Below are 17601 nucleotides of genomic sequence, written 5' to 3' on the forward strand. Positions count from 1 at the left end.
TATAAACCTGTGTTTTGAACCAATAGAAGATGCGGGATTGCGCCGCATCGGGAGCTGTGATGTCTGCAACATGTGATGCCAAGGCCGTGCCTGCCATCGGCTTTTTTGAACGTTATCTGACCGCCTGGGTCGCCCTCTGCATTCTGGTGGGGATTGGTCTCGGGCAGGGGTTGCCGGATCTCTTCAAGGCGATCGGCGCCATGGAGGTGGCCAAGGTCAACCTGCCGGTGGGGCTGCTGATCTGGGTGATGATCATCCCCATGCTGCTCAAGATCGATTTTGGCGCCCTGCATCAGGTGAAGGGGCACATGAAGGGCATTGGGGTCACCCTCTTTATCAACTGGCTGGTCAAGCCCTTCTCCATGGCCTTCCTCGGTTGGCTCTTTATCCGCGTGCTGTTTGCCGACTGGCTGCCGGCTGATCAGCTCGACAGTTACGTAGCGGGCCTGATCCTGCTGGCGGCGGCCCCCTGCACCGCCATGGTGTTTGTCTGGAGTCGCCTTACCAACGGCGATCCCTACTTCACCCTGTCGCAGGTGGCGGTGAACGACCTCATCATGGTGTTTGCCTTCGCGCCGCTGGTGGCGCTGCTGCTCGGGGTCTCCAGCATAGTGGTGCCTTGGGATACCCTGCTCACCTCTGTGGTGCTCTATATCGTCATCCCGGTCATCATCGCCCAGCTGCTGCGCAAGGCTTTGCTGAAAAAGGGAGAGGCCCATTTTGACGGCGTTATGACCCGCATCCAGCCCTGGTCGGTGGCGGCCCTGCTGCTCACTCTGGTGCTGCTGTTCGCCTTCCAGGGCAACGCCATTATCGAGCAGCCGCTGGTCATCGCCCTGTTGGCGGTGCCGATCCTGATCCAGGTGCTGTTCAACTCGGGATTGGCTTACTGGCTCAACCGCAAGGTGGGGGAGAAGCACTCGGTTGCCTGTCCTTCAGCCCTGATCGGTGCCTCCAACTTCTTCGAGCTGGCGGTGGCCGCCGCCATCAGCCTGTTCGGCTTTCACTCCGGCGCGGCGCTCGCCACCGTGGTTGGCGTGCTGATCGAGGTGCCGGTCATGCTGCTGGTGGTGCGGGTGGTTAACGCCAGCAAACCCTGGTACGAAGCGGGTCTAAGCCGCTGACTGATGGCCGCCTAACAGCTGGCCGCGAACTGATGCTATCCATTTTCTATTCACTTGATTAATGAGAGACACGCAAATGAGTGCAATCACCATCTATCACAACCCGGAGTGTGGTACCTCCCGCAACACCCTGGAGCTGATCCGCAACAGCGGCGTCGAGCCCACTGTCATCCACTATCTGGAGACGCCCCCCTCCCGTGACCAGCTGGTGGCGCTGATCGCCGCCATGGACATGCCGGTGCGCGATCTGCTGCGCAAGAACGTGCCCCCTTACGAGGCGCTCGGTCTGGCGGAAGATCGTTTCAGCGATGATGAGCTGGTCGATGCCATGCTGGCCCACCCCATCCTCATCAACCGGCCCATCGTGGTCACCCCCCTCGGCACCAAACTGTGCCGCCCGTCGGAAGTGGTGCTCGATATTCTGCCCGATCAACAAAAAGGGGCCTTCGCCAAGGAGGATGGCGAGCAGGTGGTGGATGCGAGCGGCAAGCGTCTCAAGTAATCATCTGAGTACTCAAGTACAGATTGAAACAGGGCCAGCGTCACGCTGGCCCTGTTTCGTTGTGTGAACAAGTTGAAAAAGTTATTCCGGCCAATCGTTTTACCGCTTTTTCTGTGACGATGATCACTGTACCATCGCCGCCCGACCTGTCACCCGGCCGCATCTCCCCCTGCGACGGCGCTGGCGTCACCCGATACATGCTGTCACCCGGAACGTGAATGACCCCAGGATGGGACCCGCCACTAACCTGTAGGTTTGTGGTCTGCGTGTCGCGTGGGTCGGCACCTCTCCCGCCGGATCTCCCGCGACGCCTGTCTGCAGACTTGCCATATGAAACTCCTCTCTTCATAGGTGCAAGATGACACTGTTATTGAGTCTGGTCGGTATGCTGGCCCTGATGTTTATCGCCTGGCTGGCGAGTGAAAACCGCCGAGCCATCCGCTGGCGAACCGTGCTGGGTGCGCTCGCCCTGCAAACCGGTTTTGCTGCTCTGGTGCTCTATTTCCCCCCCGGACAAATCATGCTCGGTGCCATGAGCAATGGCGTCTCCGCCCTGCTCGGCTTTGCCGACAGCGGCATCCGCTTTGTGTTTGGCGATCTCGCCAGCAACGGCTTTATCTTCGCCGTGCGGGTGCTGCCGCTGGTGATCTTTATCAGTGCGCTGATCGCCGTGCTCTACCACTTCGGCATCATGCAGTGGGTGATCCGGGTACTGGGCGGCGCCATTCACCGTCTGCTCGGCACCAGCCGCGCCGAATCTCTGGTGGCCACCGGCAATATCTTCCTGTCGCAAGGGGAGTCGCCGCTGCTTATTCGTCCCTTCCTCGCTGGTATGACTCGCTCCGAACTCTTCGCGGTGATGACCTGCGGCATGGCCTCGGTAGCGGGCTCGGTGCTGGGCGGTTACGCCGGTCTGGGGGTGGATCTTAAATACCTCATCGCCGCCTCCTTTATGGCGGCGCCGGGTGGCCTGCTGATGGCCAAACTGATGGTGCCGGAACAGCAGCAGGTGAGCGATCAGACCGAGATCACCCTCGACAAGAGCGACTACAGCAACGCCATCGATGCGCTGGCGGGCGGTGCCATGGGTGGCATGAAGATCGCGGTGGCCATCGGCACCATCCTGCTCGCCTTTGTCAGCGTCATCACCATGATCAACGCTGGCCTCACCAGCGTCGGCGAGTGGTTCGGCTGGGCCGATCTCTCCCTGCAGCAGCTGCTTGGCTATCTGTTTGCCCCAGTGGCCTGGCTGATTGGTGTGCCCGCCAGCGAGATGATGGCGGCAGGATCCCTGATTGGTCAGAAGGTGATCATGAACGAGTTCGTCGCCTATCTGGACTTTGCCAATATCAAGGCTGATCTGAGCGCCCACACCCAGATCATCATCACCTTCGCCCTGTGCGGTTTTGCCAATCTGGGCTCCATTGCGGTGCAGCTTGGCTCCATCGGCACCATGGCACCGGAGCGCCGTCACGACGTGGCCAATATGGGCTTCAAGGCGGTGTTGGCTGCGACCCTGGCCAACCTGATGAGCGCCACCCTGGCCGGGATCTTTGTCTCCCTCTGATGAGATAAAGCCAGGCTGCGCCAGTAAAAAAGCGCCCCCCCATCTGGGGCGGGCGCTTTGCTTTATGGGCAGGGGGCTAGCGAGCGTTCGCTTCCCCCAGTCGTGGGTTGAGGGAGAGGATCCGGGTCTTGCTGACCCGGTGGCGATAGATCTCCCGCAGATAGAGCACTGCCTTTTTCACCGACTCACGGCTGAGGCGAATATCGTTGATGGAGACGAACTTCTCTTTCTCGCGGATAAGCTCCCGATATTTCTTCTCATACATGGGCTTGATGGCGTACCAGTTGGTATCGAGGATCTTGGCCGGGTTCTCGAACTCGTTGAGCATGCTGTCGAGCAGCGCATCGTTCCACTCCTCATTGCAGATCATCTCGATCACCGCCTTGTCCAGATGCTCATCGAAGCGATAGTGATCCTTGGCAAAGCAGCGCTTGATAAAGGCCACGATCAGGGTCAGGAAGTCATCGCTCAGGCAGGGACTCTTGACGATCAGGGTGGTGAGGGAGATGTTAGCCGACGCCCCGATGACCAGCGCATAACGCTTGAGGGTGGTATTGGGGAAGAGCCCGTTGAGGTGAGACTTGAGCCGGTTGAGATCCATATAGGAGAGCTTGTACTCCTTGGGCAGGGAGATGATCGACACCACCGATGAGCAGTTCTTGAAGAAGTGCAGTTCGTTGAGGTGGGCTGGGTCATGGCCGCTTTTCACATAGTCGTCCAGATACTCCCGATAGTTGCCCGCCTCGATGGGCAGCAGACTGATCCCCTCGATGGCCTGGGTCATCTTGTTGAAGTGGGGCAGCTCGATGGAACGGGTGAAGAGATCGTCCACATTGAGCCCGTCTTCCTTGTCAAACAGGCCGCCGGGGGGCGAGATGGACTCGGCATACGCCACCGCCACCGGCCCAGCCAGACTCATAAAGAGGTCGTTGGCATCGAGCCGAATGGTTTCGCTGATATCAATGCCCGCCCGGCGAAAGTAGTTCTCGTCGTAGTCGGTGGTGACGGCCTGGGCGGTGAGGATGTTGAAGATCTGCTGGGAGATGTACTGGTTGGCGTACTTCTCCATGGTGTTGACATCAACATGCTGGATCTCGCCATCGTCGCTCTCTTCGGCGTAGCGCATGATGTCGTTGGAGATCAGCATCATGGCATTCCAGGGCCTGATCCGCTTGAGCATGCTGACATCGCACGCCTGCTCGTTGTCGAAGTGATAGGAGAAGTCCCACTCCTCGGCCAGGTATTTGCACAGCAAACGCCCCGCGTTGATGTGCAGGGCTTCCGAGATCTCGATACCCCGATCACAGATATTGGGCAGGATGCAGATGCCGCTGGTGAAGATGGGATCGAACATGAAGTGCTCCCCGAGGGAGAGGTGCTCCTCCTCTTCTGACGGGGGTGAAAAGGTCTTGCTCATGTAGGAGTACTGCTGGGCCAGCCCGAACTCGGAGGCCATGCCGGAGCCGGTGCCGCCCCCGGCACTGAAGATGTAGAAATAGAGGCGGGACTGGTTGGCCTTGATGCCGCAGGAGTCCACCAGATAGGTATGAATAGCCTGCCACTCGGAGTTGGCGAAGTAGTGGGGGCTCTTGTTGAGGATGATCTTGGCCAGATACTGGCCAAGGATAGGGGCGTTACCCGCGCCTCCCGCGTGGATCTCCGACAAGTCCATCACCCGCATCTTGGCGTAGTCACGCAAGGAGCCACCTTCGCCGCTGCGATTGGAGTGGCGGATCCGACCATCGATGTCCTTGTCCAGATCCCCCAGCATCACCATGGGCTCGATCAGAAAGATCGGTCGGGCCCCGTTGTTTGGCAGTCGCAGATTGCGCCGGATCCAGCTTACCGGACCAAACTCCTTCTCCCGCTTGCGTTGCTCTTCACTGTTGAACTCATTGAGATAAAAGCTGCGGGCGTTGTAGACCAGCGAGGCCACATCCTGCGCGATGTTGGAGCCGCAGCGTCCCAGCCCCACCAGACAGACGGACGGAAAGTTGTGAGGTACGGTAGCGCCCGTTTCACTCTCTCCGATGGCGGCGGGAAACACCGCATGGCGCAGCTGTTCCAGATTGGCAAGAATGCGGGCCAGATCCCCTTCGGTGTAGTAGAGGTAACGGTTGCCTGCGTCCTGCTCATCATCCGTGCTGATAGGTAGCAGATCGATATGCTCGGTCATGAAAAAAGATCCCTCTTGGCGGCGAATGTATATAAATCAGCAGCTTTTCGACTGCCCGGTAACTCTAGATGATAAAAAGCGGGGGCGCGGTGAGAGGAGGGCGAGAGTTGTGACTGTGTGATCATGGGCACAGCAACACCCCGGAAATCTGCCGGTACTCCTCACTGGACGGATGGGGCAACGGCGCCCCATTCCCCTGAAAGGGGGGACGACCACACTCAACAACGTGTTGGCCGTGCGCCGGATCATCCCGCTCTGAGCGGTCTGTTTCCCTTGCGCTGGCGTGGTGGAACAAACACGAAAAAGAATTTTTAGATTGGTTTTCGCACTTCCAATCGATTATTTGATTGGGCAGTAACGGCATTAGCGGTGTCAGATTAGGGGAGCAGGTTGGCCAACGCGCCGTCAGCCAGTCTTTACGCGGTCACACAAGGAGACACTCTGATGGAAACACTTGACCAGAAAATCGACACCATGCGAGAAGCATTTATGCAGCAGGAGCGCAAACAGGCCCACGACAAGTGGCAAGCCAGGGTCGAGGAGCTGCTACAGATACGGGGTGAGGAGAGACAACCGGAGGAGCAGGAAGAGTAGTGCTCGCACCCGGGCGAAAGTTGAGGTAGCGAACGCTTCGTATCGGCTACCCGTTATCTACCACCGATAAAAAAACCACCGACCTTTTGCAGGTCGGTGGTTTTTTTATGGATAGCGGCTGATTGGCTGCCCTCACTTCCGGGCCGAGCAATGGGGTCACATCCAGGGGCGTAGGGACGCGCCTACTTCGAATCGGTGACGGGCTCTTCGGAGAGCAACTCGTTAACGAGTCCTGCAGCCAGATGAATATTCGACTCCATCTTGTCGCCGTTCACCGCGTTCGCTTTCCACGATTCTGGGGCTTCGGGATGTGGCCCGGAGACGGCCACCTTGCCTTTGCCATATGAGCTGATCAGCGCGGCAATCTGATGGTTTTGAAAATGGGCGATGACCTTGATCTGCTCGGGGCTTGGCACCGGCGTAAATTGCGGGCCGGCCTGGTAGTACATCTGGCGCTCTTCGCCAAGCCAGCTGATCGGGAAGATCCTGGCGCTAAAGTCGCCGTCATAATCATCGGATGTGGCAGGAACAAGGCCCAGCGCCGGCAAAAAGCCCTCTTCTTCAGACCAGCCGGTGGATGCCACAAAGGCACCCCCACAGATCCCGAGGTAGCGGCCACCATTCTGCAAATAGGTTTTTAATGCCGAACGCGCGTCCGCGGTGAAGGCGTTGAGGAGCGGCTCAACATCGTCCTCTGTGCCGCCAACGATAAACACCCTGGCATTATCGAGCTCTGCAGGCAGCGCCCCAATATTGGAGAGATACCTGACCGGCAAGCCCACCTGCTTGACCACATCCGCAATCGCTTTGGTGCTATCCCCATCAGAAACCGGCCCGTTATAGATCAGCGCGTACGGCTCTTGCTGCGGCTGCGCAGAGGCGGCTTCAGTCATGCACCCAGTCGCTAACCAAAGGCTGATAACGCTCGCAATCCGCATGACGCTTTTTGGTACATTCATCGCTGCCACTGTCCCTGTGATGTGAACCGAAGAGACTACTTATCACGATCCCGTTCTGCATGTCAGCCGCTGTTAAATGAACATTTCAAGTTAACGTGCCAACGCTGATTGGGCCTGCGTTCGACACACAACGAACGAGCCAATACAGAAGGGACAAATGACAGAAGTTCAGCCCCGGTTTGGAGGGGTCGTGTCACAGCCGTTTTTATCACTTCTGGAGTGACGCCTTTATGGCTGATGCATAAGGATTCGAGGGGGATATCCAACAACAAAAGAAAGTGCACTTCACCTTCACTTCACCGAGCGGGGATAAGGTAGGCTCACGTTTTCAGTTGGAGCTTCACCCTATGCCCACCATCGTCACTCACGCCGCCGTACCCCTCTGCCTTGGTCTCGGGCTTGGCAGCCGGATTATCCCGCCCCGCCTGCTGTTGGCCGGTGTCGCCATCGCCATGCTGCCCGATGCCGATGTGCTCGCCTTTAAACTGGGGGTCGCCTACGGCCATGTCTTTGGCCACCGCGGCTTTACTCACTCACTGCTGTTCGCCTTTGCCCTGCCAACACTGGCCATGCTGTTTCACCGCCAGTTTAGGGCAAGCGCCACCACTGTCTGGTCGTTTCTGCTGGTCTCTTTGCTCTCCCACAGCCTGCTCGATTCCCTTACCACCGGCGGCAAAGGGGTTGGCTGGCTCTGGCCGTGGCGTGACGAGCGCTTCTTCGCCCCCTGGCAGGTGATCCGGGTTGCCCCCTTCAAGCTGGAGGCCTACCTCACAGCCCGAGGTGAAGCGGTGATCCTCTCCGAGCTCTACTGGGTCTGGCTGCCGGGGGTTGTGTTGATGCTGGTGTTGATGGGATGGCGGGTGTGGGGCAGGGGGCCCTAGGGGATGCTGAGACTAGCGGCCAAGTGATGAAGATAGTCATAACTGTGCCACTGTATGGCACAGAGAGCGAGTAGGGCTGATGCTGCCAGGGCACCTCGATCCCGCTTCTGGAGTAATACCCACAGGGCATGCAGTATGCAGAGACCCAGACTCACCAGATATATGAGGGCTAACGCCACTTCAATTAAATCCGATATACCGTATGGATCATTCGGATTGTGATAAAGCAGGTCATAGCCAAAGGCGCGAAATCCGAGTCTTAACAGAAACAGGGAAAAGCAGATGATAGCCAGTCGTTTTGTTTTTTGGCTGATTGTTGTCATGCAACTTCTCAAATCTACCAACGTTAACGTTTGGGGCTTAGATACAGCAGAGCTGGGACATCCATCATTTTGAATATTGGCTACGTTATGCCTTGTTCAGAAAGGTGGGTGTCCCTGATTTGAGATTTATGTTTTGTCCAGAAAGATGAGCGTTCTAAATTTGGGGGTCCTGATTTAGTGGTTTTGCAATAGAGTTACTTGGTGCATAAGAACGAATAACATTATTTTCACCACTGCTGTATGGCGATTTTTTATAGTCTGAGTGTTTTTTAACTTGAGTAAATTTTGTTCCTCTTAGTTCGAGTGCTGACCAACATTCCTGAGCTCCAGCACCATTACAGTAGCTACCGTGTAGAGCAAGTATTAGTTGATCTCTACCGCTTTGTTTCTTCCAGGTATGTTCTTGAACTGCAAGTTCACTGTCAAAGGCTATATCCCATTGACCATTTTGTGTTTTAATAAATACGACTAATGGCGTGCCTGCACTACCTCCCAGATAGCAACGTTTACCATCCTTTTGTGCTGCTCCAATATCTAATACGATAATATCATTGTCATCGACCATTTTATGGTAGAGAAATCTTGAATCGTCGATATATTGGTTTGGATAGATTTGCCAGTCATCTAACTTAAGATTGCTACATTCTGTGTAGGCGAGTTGTTCTTTTACCTTTTCTCGGACGATTTGTGGTACTTCTAAGGCTTGCGCGATACCAGGTAATAGCATAATTATAAAAGATATTACTTTGTTCAATTTATTTCCTTTGTTGTTGATTATAATGAGGATTTGAATTTCATAACTCTCGCGTAATATGCAGGAAATGCCAAGCAACGCTGAGACCATTATTTCGTGTTTTTTGTGATCAGAAAGGTGGATATCCTAATTTTTCACTCGTCTATAATACCATGTTGCTCCAAATAACTAATACCTTGTTTTGTAATGCTTAATTTCTCATTGGAGTACCAGGTTAGTAGGTTTTGATTGCATGCTTGTTCAATGTACTTATCAAGCGTAAATCTATGCATAGATACGTTTAGCATAAGAGATTTATACCAAATATAGTCATACTCTCTTCCTTCATAGCATCTAGCTACAGCTTTCATCACTTCTTTAACGCCATCAGCTGATCTATCTGGTCTAGCACTTTCCATTGGTTTGAATGGATTTTCACCGATTGCTGGCTTTTCATATAGCGGGGCATTTAGCAGTGTTCTAAGTAAATCGTCAAAACTATATTCAATATCTGAATTGTTAGAAAAATTGATATATAGCTTCGATTTTAAAAACGTTGGACGATAATCAGTTCCTGACTGTCGAATAATTGGTATAACTTTACGGCTATCAATTTTTGATAACAATGAGGATGTCATAATCATTTTTTCATAGCCAACACCACCTTCTCCAGCATTAGCTTTTTCAACATATTTCTCAGTGCATATCATAAGAATGTAGTCAGCTGCTTCTAGCTGTGTTTCCATGAAATGGGGTAAATCATCTCCTGGTTTCAAATCCCATTGGTCTAAGACTGCATCAATTCCTCGATTTCTAAGTGTGGTTGCAAAATCTAAAACCCACTCTTTATGTGGGGCTGTATCATGTGAGTATGAAATAAAAGCTCTTGGTGGATTCATTGTCTATCCTGATGTTTAAACTAGATGCAGTTAGATTTTTCACTTCACATCTCGAATGTTGGGCTAAAAAGCGTAGGTTGGAGCTGAATGAATTGAAACCCAACGTTTACCGCGAAATATATTTGTAAATCTGTTTTACGGATCTGTCACATCCATATTTATCCCGCACTGGTTGGCGTAATAATGCTCGCCTGCTGGGCTTCGCTCTGCGCAGCGCCAACCTACAAAAAACCACGCTACCGCCCCTGAGTGACAGCCCCCAGTTCGCTGCTTTTAACCTGCGAGATAGTAACAATCGCTGTCATGGCGTTTTCCGAGAGGTTGATTGTCATTCGGGTATCTTAAGGGGGAGAGTGGTGCGTTGAGAAGCGGGTTTTGGCGGGAATCTGTGTTGGATCAATAAATTAGTCATTGGGGCGTGGGCTGTGTGAACAACTCCTTTGGCAGGGAATGCAAAGCCGCCCTCACCCCAGCCCTCTCCCGGAGGGAGAGGGGGCAAGACGCCCAGAGCAGCAAGCGGGCACAAGCGAGATAAAAAGAATGGGAGCCGGTCAGGCTCCCTTTCTCATGGTTATGGCGTGGTTATGCGAACTGGCAGATCAGGGTCACAACCAGCCGACCCCATACCCGACTTTATCTATTTGTCGCGGCCTTCATCCCTTCCACAAACTCTTTCAGACGAGTGAGCATATGCTCCGGATTCTGGTGGTGGGTCTCGATGATCTTCACCACGGCGGAGCCGGAGATGGCACCGGCGGCGCCAGCGGCTATGGCCTCACGCACCTGAGCCGGTTCGCTGATGCCAAAGCCGAGCAGGGCGGGGGGAGCGTTGAACTCGCGCAGGGTATTGATCAGCCCTTCCACCGGCATGCCGGCCTTGGTCTCGGCACCGGTGACGCCGGCGCGGCTCACCAGATAGGTGTAACCATTGCCGAGCTCCGCCACCTGTTTCAGGGTCTCGGCGTCGCCATTGGGCGGGGCGATAAAGATGCTGTCGATGCCGAACTTGTCGGCGGCCGCCTTGTAGGGGGCGCACATCTGCACCGGCACATCGGCGACCAGCACCGAGTCCACGCCTGCTTGCTGGCACTTCTCGTAGAAGCCGTCAATTTTGCGCACATAGACCAGATTGGCGTAGACCAAGAGGCCAATGGGCAGCTGCGGGTACTTGGCGCGGATGCGGCCGAGCAGCTCGAAGCAGTCATCCGGGGTGGTGTGGCTGGCAAATGCGCGCAGGGCGGCGCCCTGAATGGTGGGGCCGTCCGCCACCGGATCGGAGAAGGGAATGCCGAGCTCGAGGGCATCGGCGCCCCCTTCTACCAGCGCATCGACGATGGCTAGCGACAATTCGGGGGTGGGGTCACCCAGCATCACGAACGGCACAAAGGCGCCCTGATTGGCCGCGTCCAGACGGGAGAAGAGTTGTGCGTAACGGTTCATGACAAGGTTCCTTCTTTTTCAAAGATGTCAGCGACGGTGAAGATATCTTTGTCGCCACGGCCGGAGAGGTTGACGATAAGCACCTGCTCTTTTTCCGGTTCACTGCGGGCCATCTTGAGGGCGTGGGCCAGCGCGTGGGAGGACTCCAGCGCGGGTATGATGCCTTCGGATTTGGCCAGCTCCTGGAAGGCATCCAGCGCCTCCTTGTCGGTTACCGATGGGTACTCGGCGCGGCCGATGGCGGCCAGATGGGCGTGCTGCGGGCCGACGGAGGGGAAGTCCAGCCCCGCCGAGACGGAGTAGGACTCCTGAATTTGCCCCTGATTGTCCTGCATCAGGTAGGAGTGCATGCCAAAGAAGACCCCCTTGCTGCCGTGACCGAGCGGCGCACCGTGCTCGCCACTCTCGATGCCGTGACCACCCGGCTCGACGCCGATAAGGCGCACTGATGGCTCATCGATAAAGTCGGCAAACATGCCGATGGCGTTCGACCCACCGCCGACGCAGGCGATCACCGCATCGGGCAGTCGCTCCTCCTTCTCGAAGCACTGGGCCTTGGCCTCTTCGCCGATCATCTTCTGGAACTCCCGCACGATAGTGGGGAAGGGGTGCGGACCGGCGGCGGTGCCGAGCAGGTAGTGGGCCGACTCGTAGTTGGCGGCCCAGTCGCGCAGCGCCTCGTTGCAGGCATCTTTCAGGGTGCTGGAGCCTGAGTGCACCGGAATAACGGTGGCGCCCATCAGCTTCATGCGAAAGACGTTGGGCTTCTGGCGCTCGCAATCCTTGGCACCCATATAGACCCGGCACTTGAGGCCGAGCAGGGCGCAGGCCAGCGCAGTCGCAACGCCATGCTGACCGGCACCGGTCTCGGCGATGATCTCGCTCTTGCCCATCCGCTTGGCCAGCAGCGCCTGACCCAGCACCTGGTTGGTCTTATGGGCGCCGCCGTGCAGCAGGTCTTCACGCTTCAGATAGAGGCGGGTCTTGGTGCCTTTGGTCAGATTGCGAGTCAGGGTGAGAGGGGTCGGGCGACCGGCATACTCGGTCAAGAGCGACTGAAACTCGGCGATAAAGGCCGGGTCATCCTTGGCATCGACAAAGGCTTTTTCCAGCTGGAGCAGGGCCGGGATAAGGATTTGGGGCACATACATGCCACCAAATTCACCGAAAAACGGGTTGAGCAGGGTCATAGACTATTCCTTGTATTTATAGGCTTAAGCGATTCATTCATTTGGTGCATGTATTTAGCGGGTTCGCAGCGCTCTTTCACAGTTGGCGCAGAGCGCCGAAGGCAGCTGCAATCTTGTGCGCATCCTTCTGGCCCGGGGCACTCTCCACCCCGGAGTTGAAATCAAGGCCGAGGCAGCCCACTTGCGCAGCCTGCAGGGCGTTGTCGGGATTGAGGCCACCCGCCAGCATCAGCTTGGCTTTATCGAGCGTGGCCAGCATGGCCCAGTCGAACGCCTGACCGGTACCGCCGCTCTGGCTGCCCACTTTTGTATCCAGCAGCAGCCGATCGGCCGGGTAGTCGAGGGCGGGCAGCGGTTCGCCACTTGTGACTCCAACTGCCTTCCAGATCTGGCAGCCAGCCGGCAGCAGCGCGCGCAGTCCCTCGATATAGGCGGCATCTTCATCGCCGTGCAGCTGCACCGCGGCGAGCCCCAGCGCCTCCACCGTCTTGACGATGGTGGCGGGCTGGGCGTTGCGAAATACCCCCACATAGGCGAGCGGCGCGCCCGCCATTACTGCGCGGGCAGCGGGAATGTCCACATAGCGCGGGCTTTTGGAAACAAAGATAAGACCCCCAAATACCGCACCCGCCTGATGGGCGGCGGCGGCATCCTCGGCGCGGGTGAGGCCGCACACCTTGTTCTGGCCCAGTACCAGCTTGCGCACCGCCGCTTCCAGATCCGGCTCGGCCATCAGGGATGAGCCCACCAGAAAGCCCTTGGCGTGGTGGCGCAGATCCGCCACCTGAGCGCGGTGGTTGATGCCGGATTCGCTGATCACTACCCGATCGCTTGGAATGTCTGCGGCCAGCTGTTTGGTGCGGGTGAGATCGACGCTCAAATCGCGCAGATCCCGGTTGTTGATGCCAATCACCGGCGCGCCCAGCGCGATGGCGCGGGTCAGCTCCTCCTCGTTGCTTACCTCGGTGAGCACGCCAAGGCCCAGCTCCTTGGCCACCGCGAACAGGGCGCGATAGCCCTCGTCGGTGAGCACCGAGAGCATCAGCAGGATGGCGTCCGCCTGATAGTGGCGGGCCAGATAGACCTGATAGGGGTCAATCATGAAATCCTTGCAGAGCACCGGCTGCGATACGCGGCTACGCACCCGTGGCAAAAAGGTAAAATCCCCCTGAAAGAACTTCTCGTCGGTCAGCACCGAGATGGCGGTGGCGTATTTGCCATAGATGTCGGCGATGGCCTCCGGGCTGAAATCGTCGCGGATCAAGCCCTTGGAGGGAGAGGCCTTCTTGCACTCCAGAATAAAGCGGGTGGAGCCCGCCTTGAGGGCGCCTACGAAATCCCGATCGCTGGGGGTCAGCTCGCTCTGGAAGCTATCCAGCGGTTGGGCCAGCTTGCGGGCGGCAACCCACTCCTGTTTGGCCGCCACGATCTTGCCGAGAATGGTCTGGCTGATGGAGGCCATGTTCAGAAATGCATGGGGGGCAATAAGGTCTGACATCTCGTTATCCTTGCGAAACTGGCTCTTGCCCTGTGGGCGTTCTGAATGACTGCTGTGCGACATGGTGGCTGACATCATGCCTCCTGATTGCCCGCTTCCTGATGGCTCAAAGTGGCGAGCCGGGCGGCGAGATCCGCTGCCTTGCCGCTCGCCAGCACCGCCAGCACCTCGGCCGCCGCGCTCTTGAGATCCTTCGCCTTGCCCGCCATCAGCAGCAGTGGCGCCACATTGGCAGCAATGGCGGCGTTGTGGGCCGGGGTGCCACGCCCTTCCAGGATGGCGGCGGTGATGGCGCGGTTCTCCTCAGGCTCCCCACCCTGAATGGCGCTGACCGGATAGGTCTCCAGGCCAAAGTCAGCCGGGGTGAGCAGAAATTCGCGGATCTCGCCGTCACGGATCTGGGCCACCTGGGTCGGGCCGTGGATGGCAATTTCATCTAGCCCGGCACCGTGCACCACCATACCGGTTTTCAGCCCCAGTGCCAGCAGGGTTTCTGCGATGGGGCGCACCAGCTCGGGGGCATAGACCCCCATCAGCTGATAGGTGGGGCGAGCGGGGTTGATGAGCGGCCCCAGCACGTTGAACAGGGTGCGGGTCTTGAGGGCCTGACGCACCGGCATGGCGTGGCGCACGCCAGCGTGATACTGGGGGGCGAACAGGAAGCAGATGCCGAGCTCATCCAGGCAGCGGCGCGCCTGCGCCGGGCTCATGTCGAGCTTGATGCCCATTTTGTCCAGCAGATCGCTCGAGCCCGACTTGCTCGAAACCGAGCGGTTGCCGTGCTTGGCCACTTTCAGGCCGCAGGCGGCGGCGACCAGCGCCGAGGTGGTGGAGACGTTGATGGTGTTGAGGCCATCGCCACCGGTACCGACGATGTCGCAGAACTCATAATCCGGACGCGGGAAGTCGCGCGCTTCCGCCAGCAACGCTTCGGCGGCGCCAGCGATCTCCTCCGGGGTCTCCCCCTTGATCTTGAGGGCAGTCAGCAGGCTTGCGAGCACGATGGGGTCCACTTCGCCACGAACCACTTGGCCGAAGGCGTCGCGGGTACTTTCACGGCTCAGAGACTGACCCTGATAGAGGGTGTTGAGATGTTGATGCATGTTGGTCTCCTTACCGCACACTGCTTTCTGGACGGGTGATATGGGCGAGCGCCTGAGTCAGCAGACGGGCCCCTTCCGAGGTCATGATGGATTCCGGGTGGAACTGGAAGCCCAGTACCCGCTCATCCTGCTGCTCGATGGCCATGGGCATGCCCTGATAGTGGGCAATCACCGTCAGCTCTTCCGGTACATAGGTGGCGACCAGCGAGTGATAGCGGGCCACCGGCAAGGGGCTTTGCAGCCCTGCGAAGGCGCCGTGGCCGTTGTGCTCAATCAGGGACCGCTTGCCGTGGACGATTTCGCCTGCCGCGCCGACGGTGCCGCCGTAGGCTTCGCACAGAGCCTGATGGCCGAGGCAGATGCCGAGGATGGGCACCTGACCGCGGGCCAGCTTGATCAGATCAATCAGGCAGCCCGCCTCGTGGGGGGCGCCCGGCCCCGGCGAGAGCACCAGCACGGCGTCCCCTTCGCAGGCGGCAATTTCGCTCATGATGCGGCTGGCCGGCAGGCTGTTGCGGTAGATCCGCACCGGATAACCGAGGGAGCGGAACTGGTCGACGAGGTTGTAGGTAAAGGAGTCGAAGTTGTCGAGCAGAAAGATATTAGTCATGGCTCACGTCCTTATGTTGCTCCTGCTGGGCGCTCAGGGCTTGCAGGGAGGTGCCATGGCTGGCGGCGATGGCGGCCAGCACGGCGGCCGCCTTGGCGCGGGTTTCATCCGCTTCGGCTTGCGGCTTGGAGTCATAGACCACCCCGGCACCGGCCTGCACATGGGCCACGCCATCTTTGACAAAGGCGGAGCGGATGACGATGCAGGTATCCATCTCGCCGGCGCCGTTGATGTAGCCGACCGCGCCGCCGTAGCTGCCGCGGCGCTTGCCTTCCACCATGCGAATAAGCTCGCTGGCGCGGATTTTGGGGGCGCCGGTGAGGGTACCCATGTTCATGCAGGCCTGATAGGCGTGCAGGGCGTCAAGGTCGGCGCGCAAGGTGCCCACCACCTTGGAGACCAGATGCATCACGTGGCTGTAGCGATCCACTTTCAGCAGCTCCTTGACGTAGCGGGTGCCAGGCTCCGAGATGCGGGCGATGTCGTTGCGGCCCAGATCCACCAGCATCAGGTGCTCGGCCACCTCTTTTTCGTCCTGACGCAGCTCCAGCTCGATGCGGCCGTCGAGATCGCGGTTGATGCTGCCATCCGGGTTGAAGCCGCGGCGGCGGGTACCGGCGATGGGGTACATCTCCACGTCGCGGCTGGCGGCGCAGAATTTCACCGCGCTCTCCGGCGAGGCGCCAAACAGGGTGAAGCCCTCATCCTGCACGTAGAACATGTAGGGGCTGGGGTTGGTCTGCTTGAGGCGGCGATAGGCGGCCAGGGGGCTCGGACAGGGCAGGGAGAAGCAGCGGGACGGCACCACCTGAAAGATGTCGCCACGGCGGATAAAGCCCTTGAGTTTCTCCACCTCGGCACAGAACTGCTTGTCGCTCTTGTCCACGCTCATGCCACCGGTCAGGGGCTGGGTGGTCAGCTCGGCGCTTAGAGGTTGCTGGCAAATCTGTTTGAAGTCGGTGAGTCGCTCGGTCAGGCGGGTGTATCTGTCTTCAACCTGGCTTTCGTCGCTGTCGCCGCCAAAGATGCAGGCCAGCAGTTGAGTGGTGCGCTCGATATGGTCGATGGTGATCAGGGTTTCGGCCACATAGAAGCAGTAGTCGGGGCAGTCGTTGCTCCCCTCCGGCACTTCGGGCAGATCTTCAAAAGAGGCGATGAGGTCGTAGGCAAAGCTGCCCGCCATAAAGAGGGCTTCTTTACCCAACTGGCAATCAAGCTCCCGCTGCAGGGTGCGCAGCACGTCCAGCACGCTGATCCCCTTGAGGCGGCTATCTTCATCCTGCTCCCGATCGGAGGCCGGGAAGTCGAGCTGCAGCTCACCGGCCACCAGGCTCTGGATAACGGCGGCGGGCAGGCGTTTGGTCAGCAGGCTCTGCAACTGGGCGCCGTTGTCGTTCAGGCTGCGCACCCGTACGGTGCGACCACGGCACTCGATGCGCAGGCAGGCATCGACCAGCAGCAGGCTCTGTTTGCCTGCCTTGGAGTCGATCTCGACCGATTCCAGCAGCAGGTTGTTGGGGCGGCCCTGACAGAGGCGGGTATAGAGCGCCAGCGGATCGGCCACATAGGGGGCGTTGAGTTTGAGGGTATCGAATTCACCCAGAGGAAGGCGATGTGTGGCTGTCATAGTGCGTTCCCTTGCGTGTGATGCTTTTTACCGATGTTCATGACGTTGAATTCCTTGAAAATTTAATTGGTCCGGGGTGGCTGGTTCAGGGGCGCCATCGCCAGGTCAGCTTGCTTGTCTGAATTCTCGGTTTCATCACAGGTCCATTTGCCGGATAATAAAAAAGCCCGCTGGGGTCAGCGGGCTTTTTCTTTGGGTTCTTAATTTGCTGTCAGATTACAGGTACAGCAACGACCACACGCCCGCATGTCAGGGAGTGTGCCACCACCAGATGGTCAGGATGGAAGTCGTTTGCATGATAAAGTCCTGTAAAAAGATGTTTGCAATGAAGTGCCTACAGAAAACGATAAAGCCGCGGCCAAGTCAAGTCGCTTT

General features: G+C 57.7%; 15 protein-coding genes. 5 read left to right on the forward strand and 10 right to left on the reverse strand.

What is annotated here, in order from left to right; all coding sequences use genetic code 11:
* Positions 1-59 precede the first annotated feature (59 nt).
* The 3 genes from arsB to AB5Y99_RS13120 all read left to right on the forward strand — a co-directional run bounded on the left by arsB (position 60) and on the right by AB5Y99_RS13120 (position 3193).
* Positions 60-1124, forward strand: a complete 1065-nt coding sequence (gene arsB / locus AB5Y99_RS13110) for an ACR3 family arsenite efflux transporter (protein WP_047440564.1) — start codon at positions 60-62, stop codon at positions 1122-1124.
* Positions 1125-1200: 76 nt separating this feature from the next.
* Positions 1201-1626, forward strand: a complete 426-nt coding sequence (gene arsC, locus AB5Y99_RS13115) for a glutaredoxin-dependent arsenate reductase (RefSeq protein WP_203977043.1) — start codon at positions 1201-1203, stop codon at positions 1624-1626.
* 358 nt (positions 1627-1984) lie between these two features.
* Complete coding sequence (locus AB5Y99_RS13120; RefSeq protein WP_279464554.1) at positions 1985-3193, forward strand: NupC/NupG family nucleoside CNT transporter; 1209 nt, start codon at positions 1985-1987, stop codon at positions 3191-3193.
* Between the two features lie 76 nt (positions 3194-3269).
* Here AB5Y99_RS13120 and AB5Y99_RS13125 read toward each other — a convergent pair whose 3' ends face one another.
* Positions 3270-5369: a hypothetical protein gene (locus tag AB5Y99_RS13125; RefSeq protein ID WP_368209852.1), complete on the reverse strand. Its 2100-nt coding sequence runs from the start codon at positions 5367-5369 to the stop codon at positions 3270-3272.
* 444 nt (positions 5370-5813) lie between these two features.
* Here AB5Y99_RS13125 and AB5Y99_RS13130 point away from each other — a divergent pair, with 444 nt between their 5' ends.
* Complete coding sequence (locus tag AB5Y99_RS13130) at positions 5814-5963, forward strand: hypothetical protein (protein WP_005338159.1); 150 nt, start codon at positions 5814-5816, stop codon at positions 5961-5963.
* 182 nt (positions 5964-6145) lie between these two features.
* On the opposite strand, the gene AB5Y99_RS13135 is transcribed toward AB5Y99_RS13130, so the two are convergent.
* Positions 6146-6922, reverse strand: coding sequence for a BPL-N domain-containing protein (locus tag AB5Y99_RS13135; RefSeq protein WP_368209854.1), 777 nt, complete (start codon positions 6920-6922; stop codon positions 6146-6148).
* A 347-nt stretch (positions 6923-7269) separates the two neighbouring features.
* Between AB5Y99_RS13135 and AB5Y99_RS13140 the strand changes: the two genes are divergently transcribed.
* Positions 7270-7803 (forward strand): metal-dependent hydrolase, encoded by a 534-nt coding sequence (locus tag AB5Y99_RS13140; RefSeq protein WP_368209855.1) that lies wholly within the window; start codon positions 7270-7272, stop codon positions 7801-7803.
* Between the two features lie 477 nt (positions 7804-8280).
* Here the strand turns inward: AB5Y99_RS13140 and AB5Y99_RS13145 are convergent, their stop codons facing one another.
* The 8 genes from AB5Y99_RS13145 to AB5Y99_RS13180 all read right to left on the reverse strand — a co-directional run bounded on the left by AB5Y99_RS13145 (position 8281) and on the right by AB5Y99_RS13180 (position 17226).
* Entirely contained in the window at positions 8281-8880 is a 600-nt protein-coding gene (locus AB5Y99_RS13145) for a hypothetical protein (RefSeq protein ID WP_368209856.1), read from the reverse strand.
* Positions 8881-9014: 134 nt separating this feature from the next.
* Positions 9015-9758 carry a toll/interleukin-1 receptor domain-containing protein gene (locus AB5Y99_RS13150; protein ID WP_290043833.1) on the reverse strand — a complete coding sequence of 248 codons (744 nt, stop codon included), beginning with the start codon at positions 9756-9758 and terminating at the stop codon, positions 9015-9017.
* Between the two features lie 633 nt (positions 9759-10391).
* A complete protein-coding gene (gene trpA / locus AB5Y99_RS13155; protein WP_043851420.1) occupies positions 10392-11198 on the reverse strand; it encodes a tryptophan synthase subunit alpha in 807 nt (268 codons plus the stop codon).
* Positions 11195-12388, reverse strand: coding sequence for a tryptophan synthase subunit beta (gene trpB, locus AB5Y99_RS13160; protein ID WP_005347359.1), 1194 nt, complete (start codon positions 12386-12388; stop codon positions 11195-11197). The genes trpA and trpB overlap by 4 nt, the downstream gene beginning before the upstream one ends.
* Positions 12389-12464: 76 nt before the next feature.
* A complete protein-coding gene (trpCF, locus tag AB5Y99_RS13165; protein WP_368209952.1) occupies positions 12465-13961 on the reverse strand; it encodes a bifunctional indole-3-glycerol-phosphate synthase TrpC/phosphoribosylanthranilate isomerase TrpF in 1497 nt (498 codons plus the stop codon).
* Positions 13961-14989, reverse strand: a complete 1029-nt coding sequence (gene trpD, locus AB5Y99_RS13170; protein WP_346213980.1) for an anthranilate phosphoribosyltransferase — start codon at positions 14987-14989, stop codon at positions 13961-13963. Before trpD ends, trpCF begins: the two co-directional genes overlap by 1 nt.
* Positions 14990-14999: 10 nt before the next feature.
* Positions 15000-15599, reverse strand: coding sequence for an aminodeoxychorismate/anthranilate synthase component II (locus tag AB5Y99_RS13175; protein ID WP_016351382.1), 600 nt, complete (start codon positions 15597-15599; stop codon positions 15000-15002).
* On the reverse strand, positions 15592-17226 hold the full coding sequence (locus AB5Y99_RS13180; RefSeq protein ID WP_368209858.1) for an anthranilate synthase component 1: 1635 nt from the start codon (positions 17224-17226) through the stop codon (positions 15592-15594). Before AB5Y99_RS13180 ends, AB5Y99_RS13175 begins: the two co-directional genes overlap by 8 nt.
* Positions 17227-17601: the final 375 nt, after the last annotated feature.

The sequence above is a fragment of the Aeromonas sp. R4-2 genome (genome assembly GCF_040908295.1).
Taxonomy (GTDB): domain Bacteria; phylum Pseudomonadota; class Gammaproteobacteria; order Enterobacterales; family Aeromonadaceae; genus Aeromonas; species Aeromonas veronii.

What these genes read in the sequence shown, in the direction of transcription:
- AB5Y99_RS13130 (WP_005338159.1), top strand. Translation starts at nt 5,814, where the DNA reads ATGGAAACACTTGACCAGAAAATCGACACCATGCGAGAAGCATTTATG.
- AB5Y99_RS13180 (WP_368209858.1), bottom strand. Translation starts at nt 17,226, where the DNA reads ATGACAGCCACACATCGCCTTCCTCTGGGTGAATTCGATACCCTCAAA.
- AB5Y99_RS13140 (WP_368209855.1), top strand. Translation starts at nt 7,270, where the DNA reads ATGCCCACCATCGTCACTCACGCCGCCGTACCCCTCTGCCTTGGTCTC.
- trpA (WP_043851420.1), bottom strand. Translation starts at nt 11,198, where the DNA reads ATGAACCGTTACGCACAACTCTTCTCCCGTCTGGACGCGGCCAATCAG.
- trpCF (WP_368209952.1), bottom strand. Translation starts at nt 13,961, where the DNA reads ATGTCAGCCACCATGTCGCACAGCAGTCATTCAGAACGCCCACAGGGC.
- trpB (WP_005347359.1), bottom strand. Translation starts at nt 12,388, where the DNA reads ATGACCCTGCTCAACCCGTTTTTCGGTGAATTTGGTGGCATGTATGTG.
- AB5Y99_RS13135 (WP_368209854.1), bottom strand. Translation starts at nt 6,922, where the DNA reads ATGAATGTACCAAAAAGCGTCATGCGGATTGCGAGCGTTATCAGCCTT.
- arsB (WP_047440564.1), top strand. Translation starts at nt 60, where the DNA reads ATGTCTGCAACATGTGATGCCAAGGCCGTGCCTGCCATCGGCTTTTTT.
- arsC (WP_203977043.1), top strand. Translation starts at nt 1,201, where the DNA reads ATGAGTGCAATCACCATCTATCACAACCCGGAGTGTGGTACCTCCCGC.
- trpD (WP_346213980.1), bottom strand. Translation starts at nt 14,989, where the DNA reads ATGCATCAACATCTCAACACCCTCTATCAGGGTCAGTCTCTGAGCCGT.
- AB5Y99_RS13125 (WP_368209852.1), bottom strand. Translation starts at nt 5,369, where the DNA reads ATGACCGAGCATATCGATCTGCTACCTATCAGCACGGATGATGAGCAG.
- AB5Y99_RS13175 (WP_016351382.1), bottom strand. Translation starts at nt 15,599, where the DNA reads ATGACTAATATCTTTCTGCTCGACAACTTCGACTCCTTTACCTACAAC.
- AB5Y99_RS13120 (WP_279464554.1), top strand. Translation starts at nt 1,985, where the DNA reads ATGACACTGTTATTGAGTCTGGTCGGTATGCTGGCCCTGATGTTTATC.
- AB5Y99_RS13150 (WP_290043833.1), bottom strand. Translation starts at nt 9,758, where the DNA reads ATGAATCCACCAAGAGCTTTTATTTCATACTCACATGATACAGCCCCA.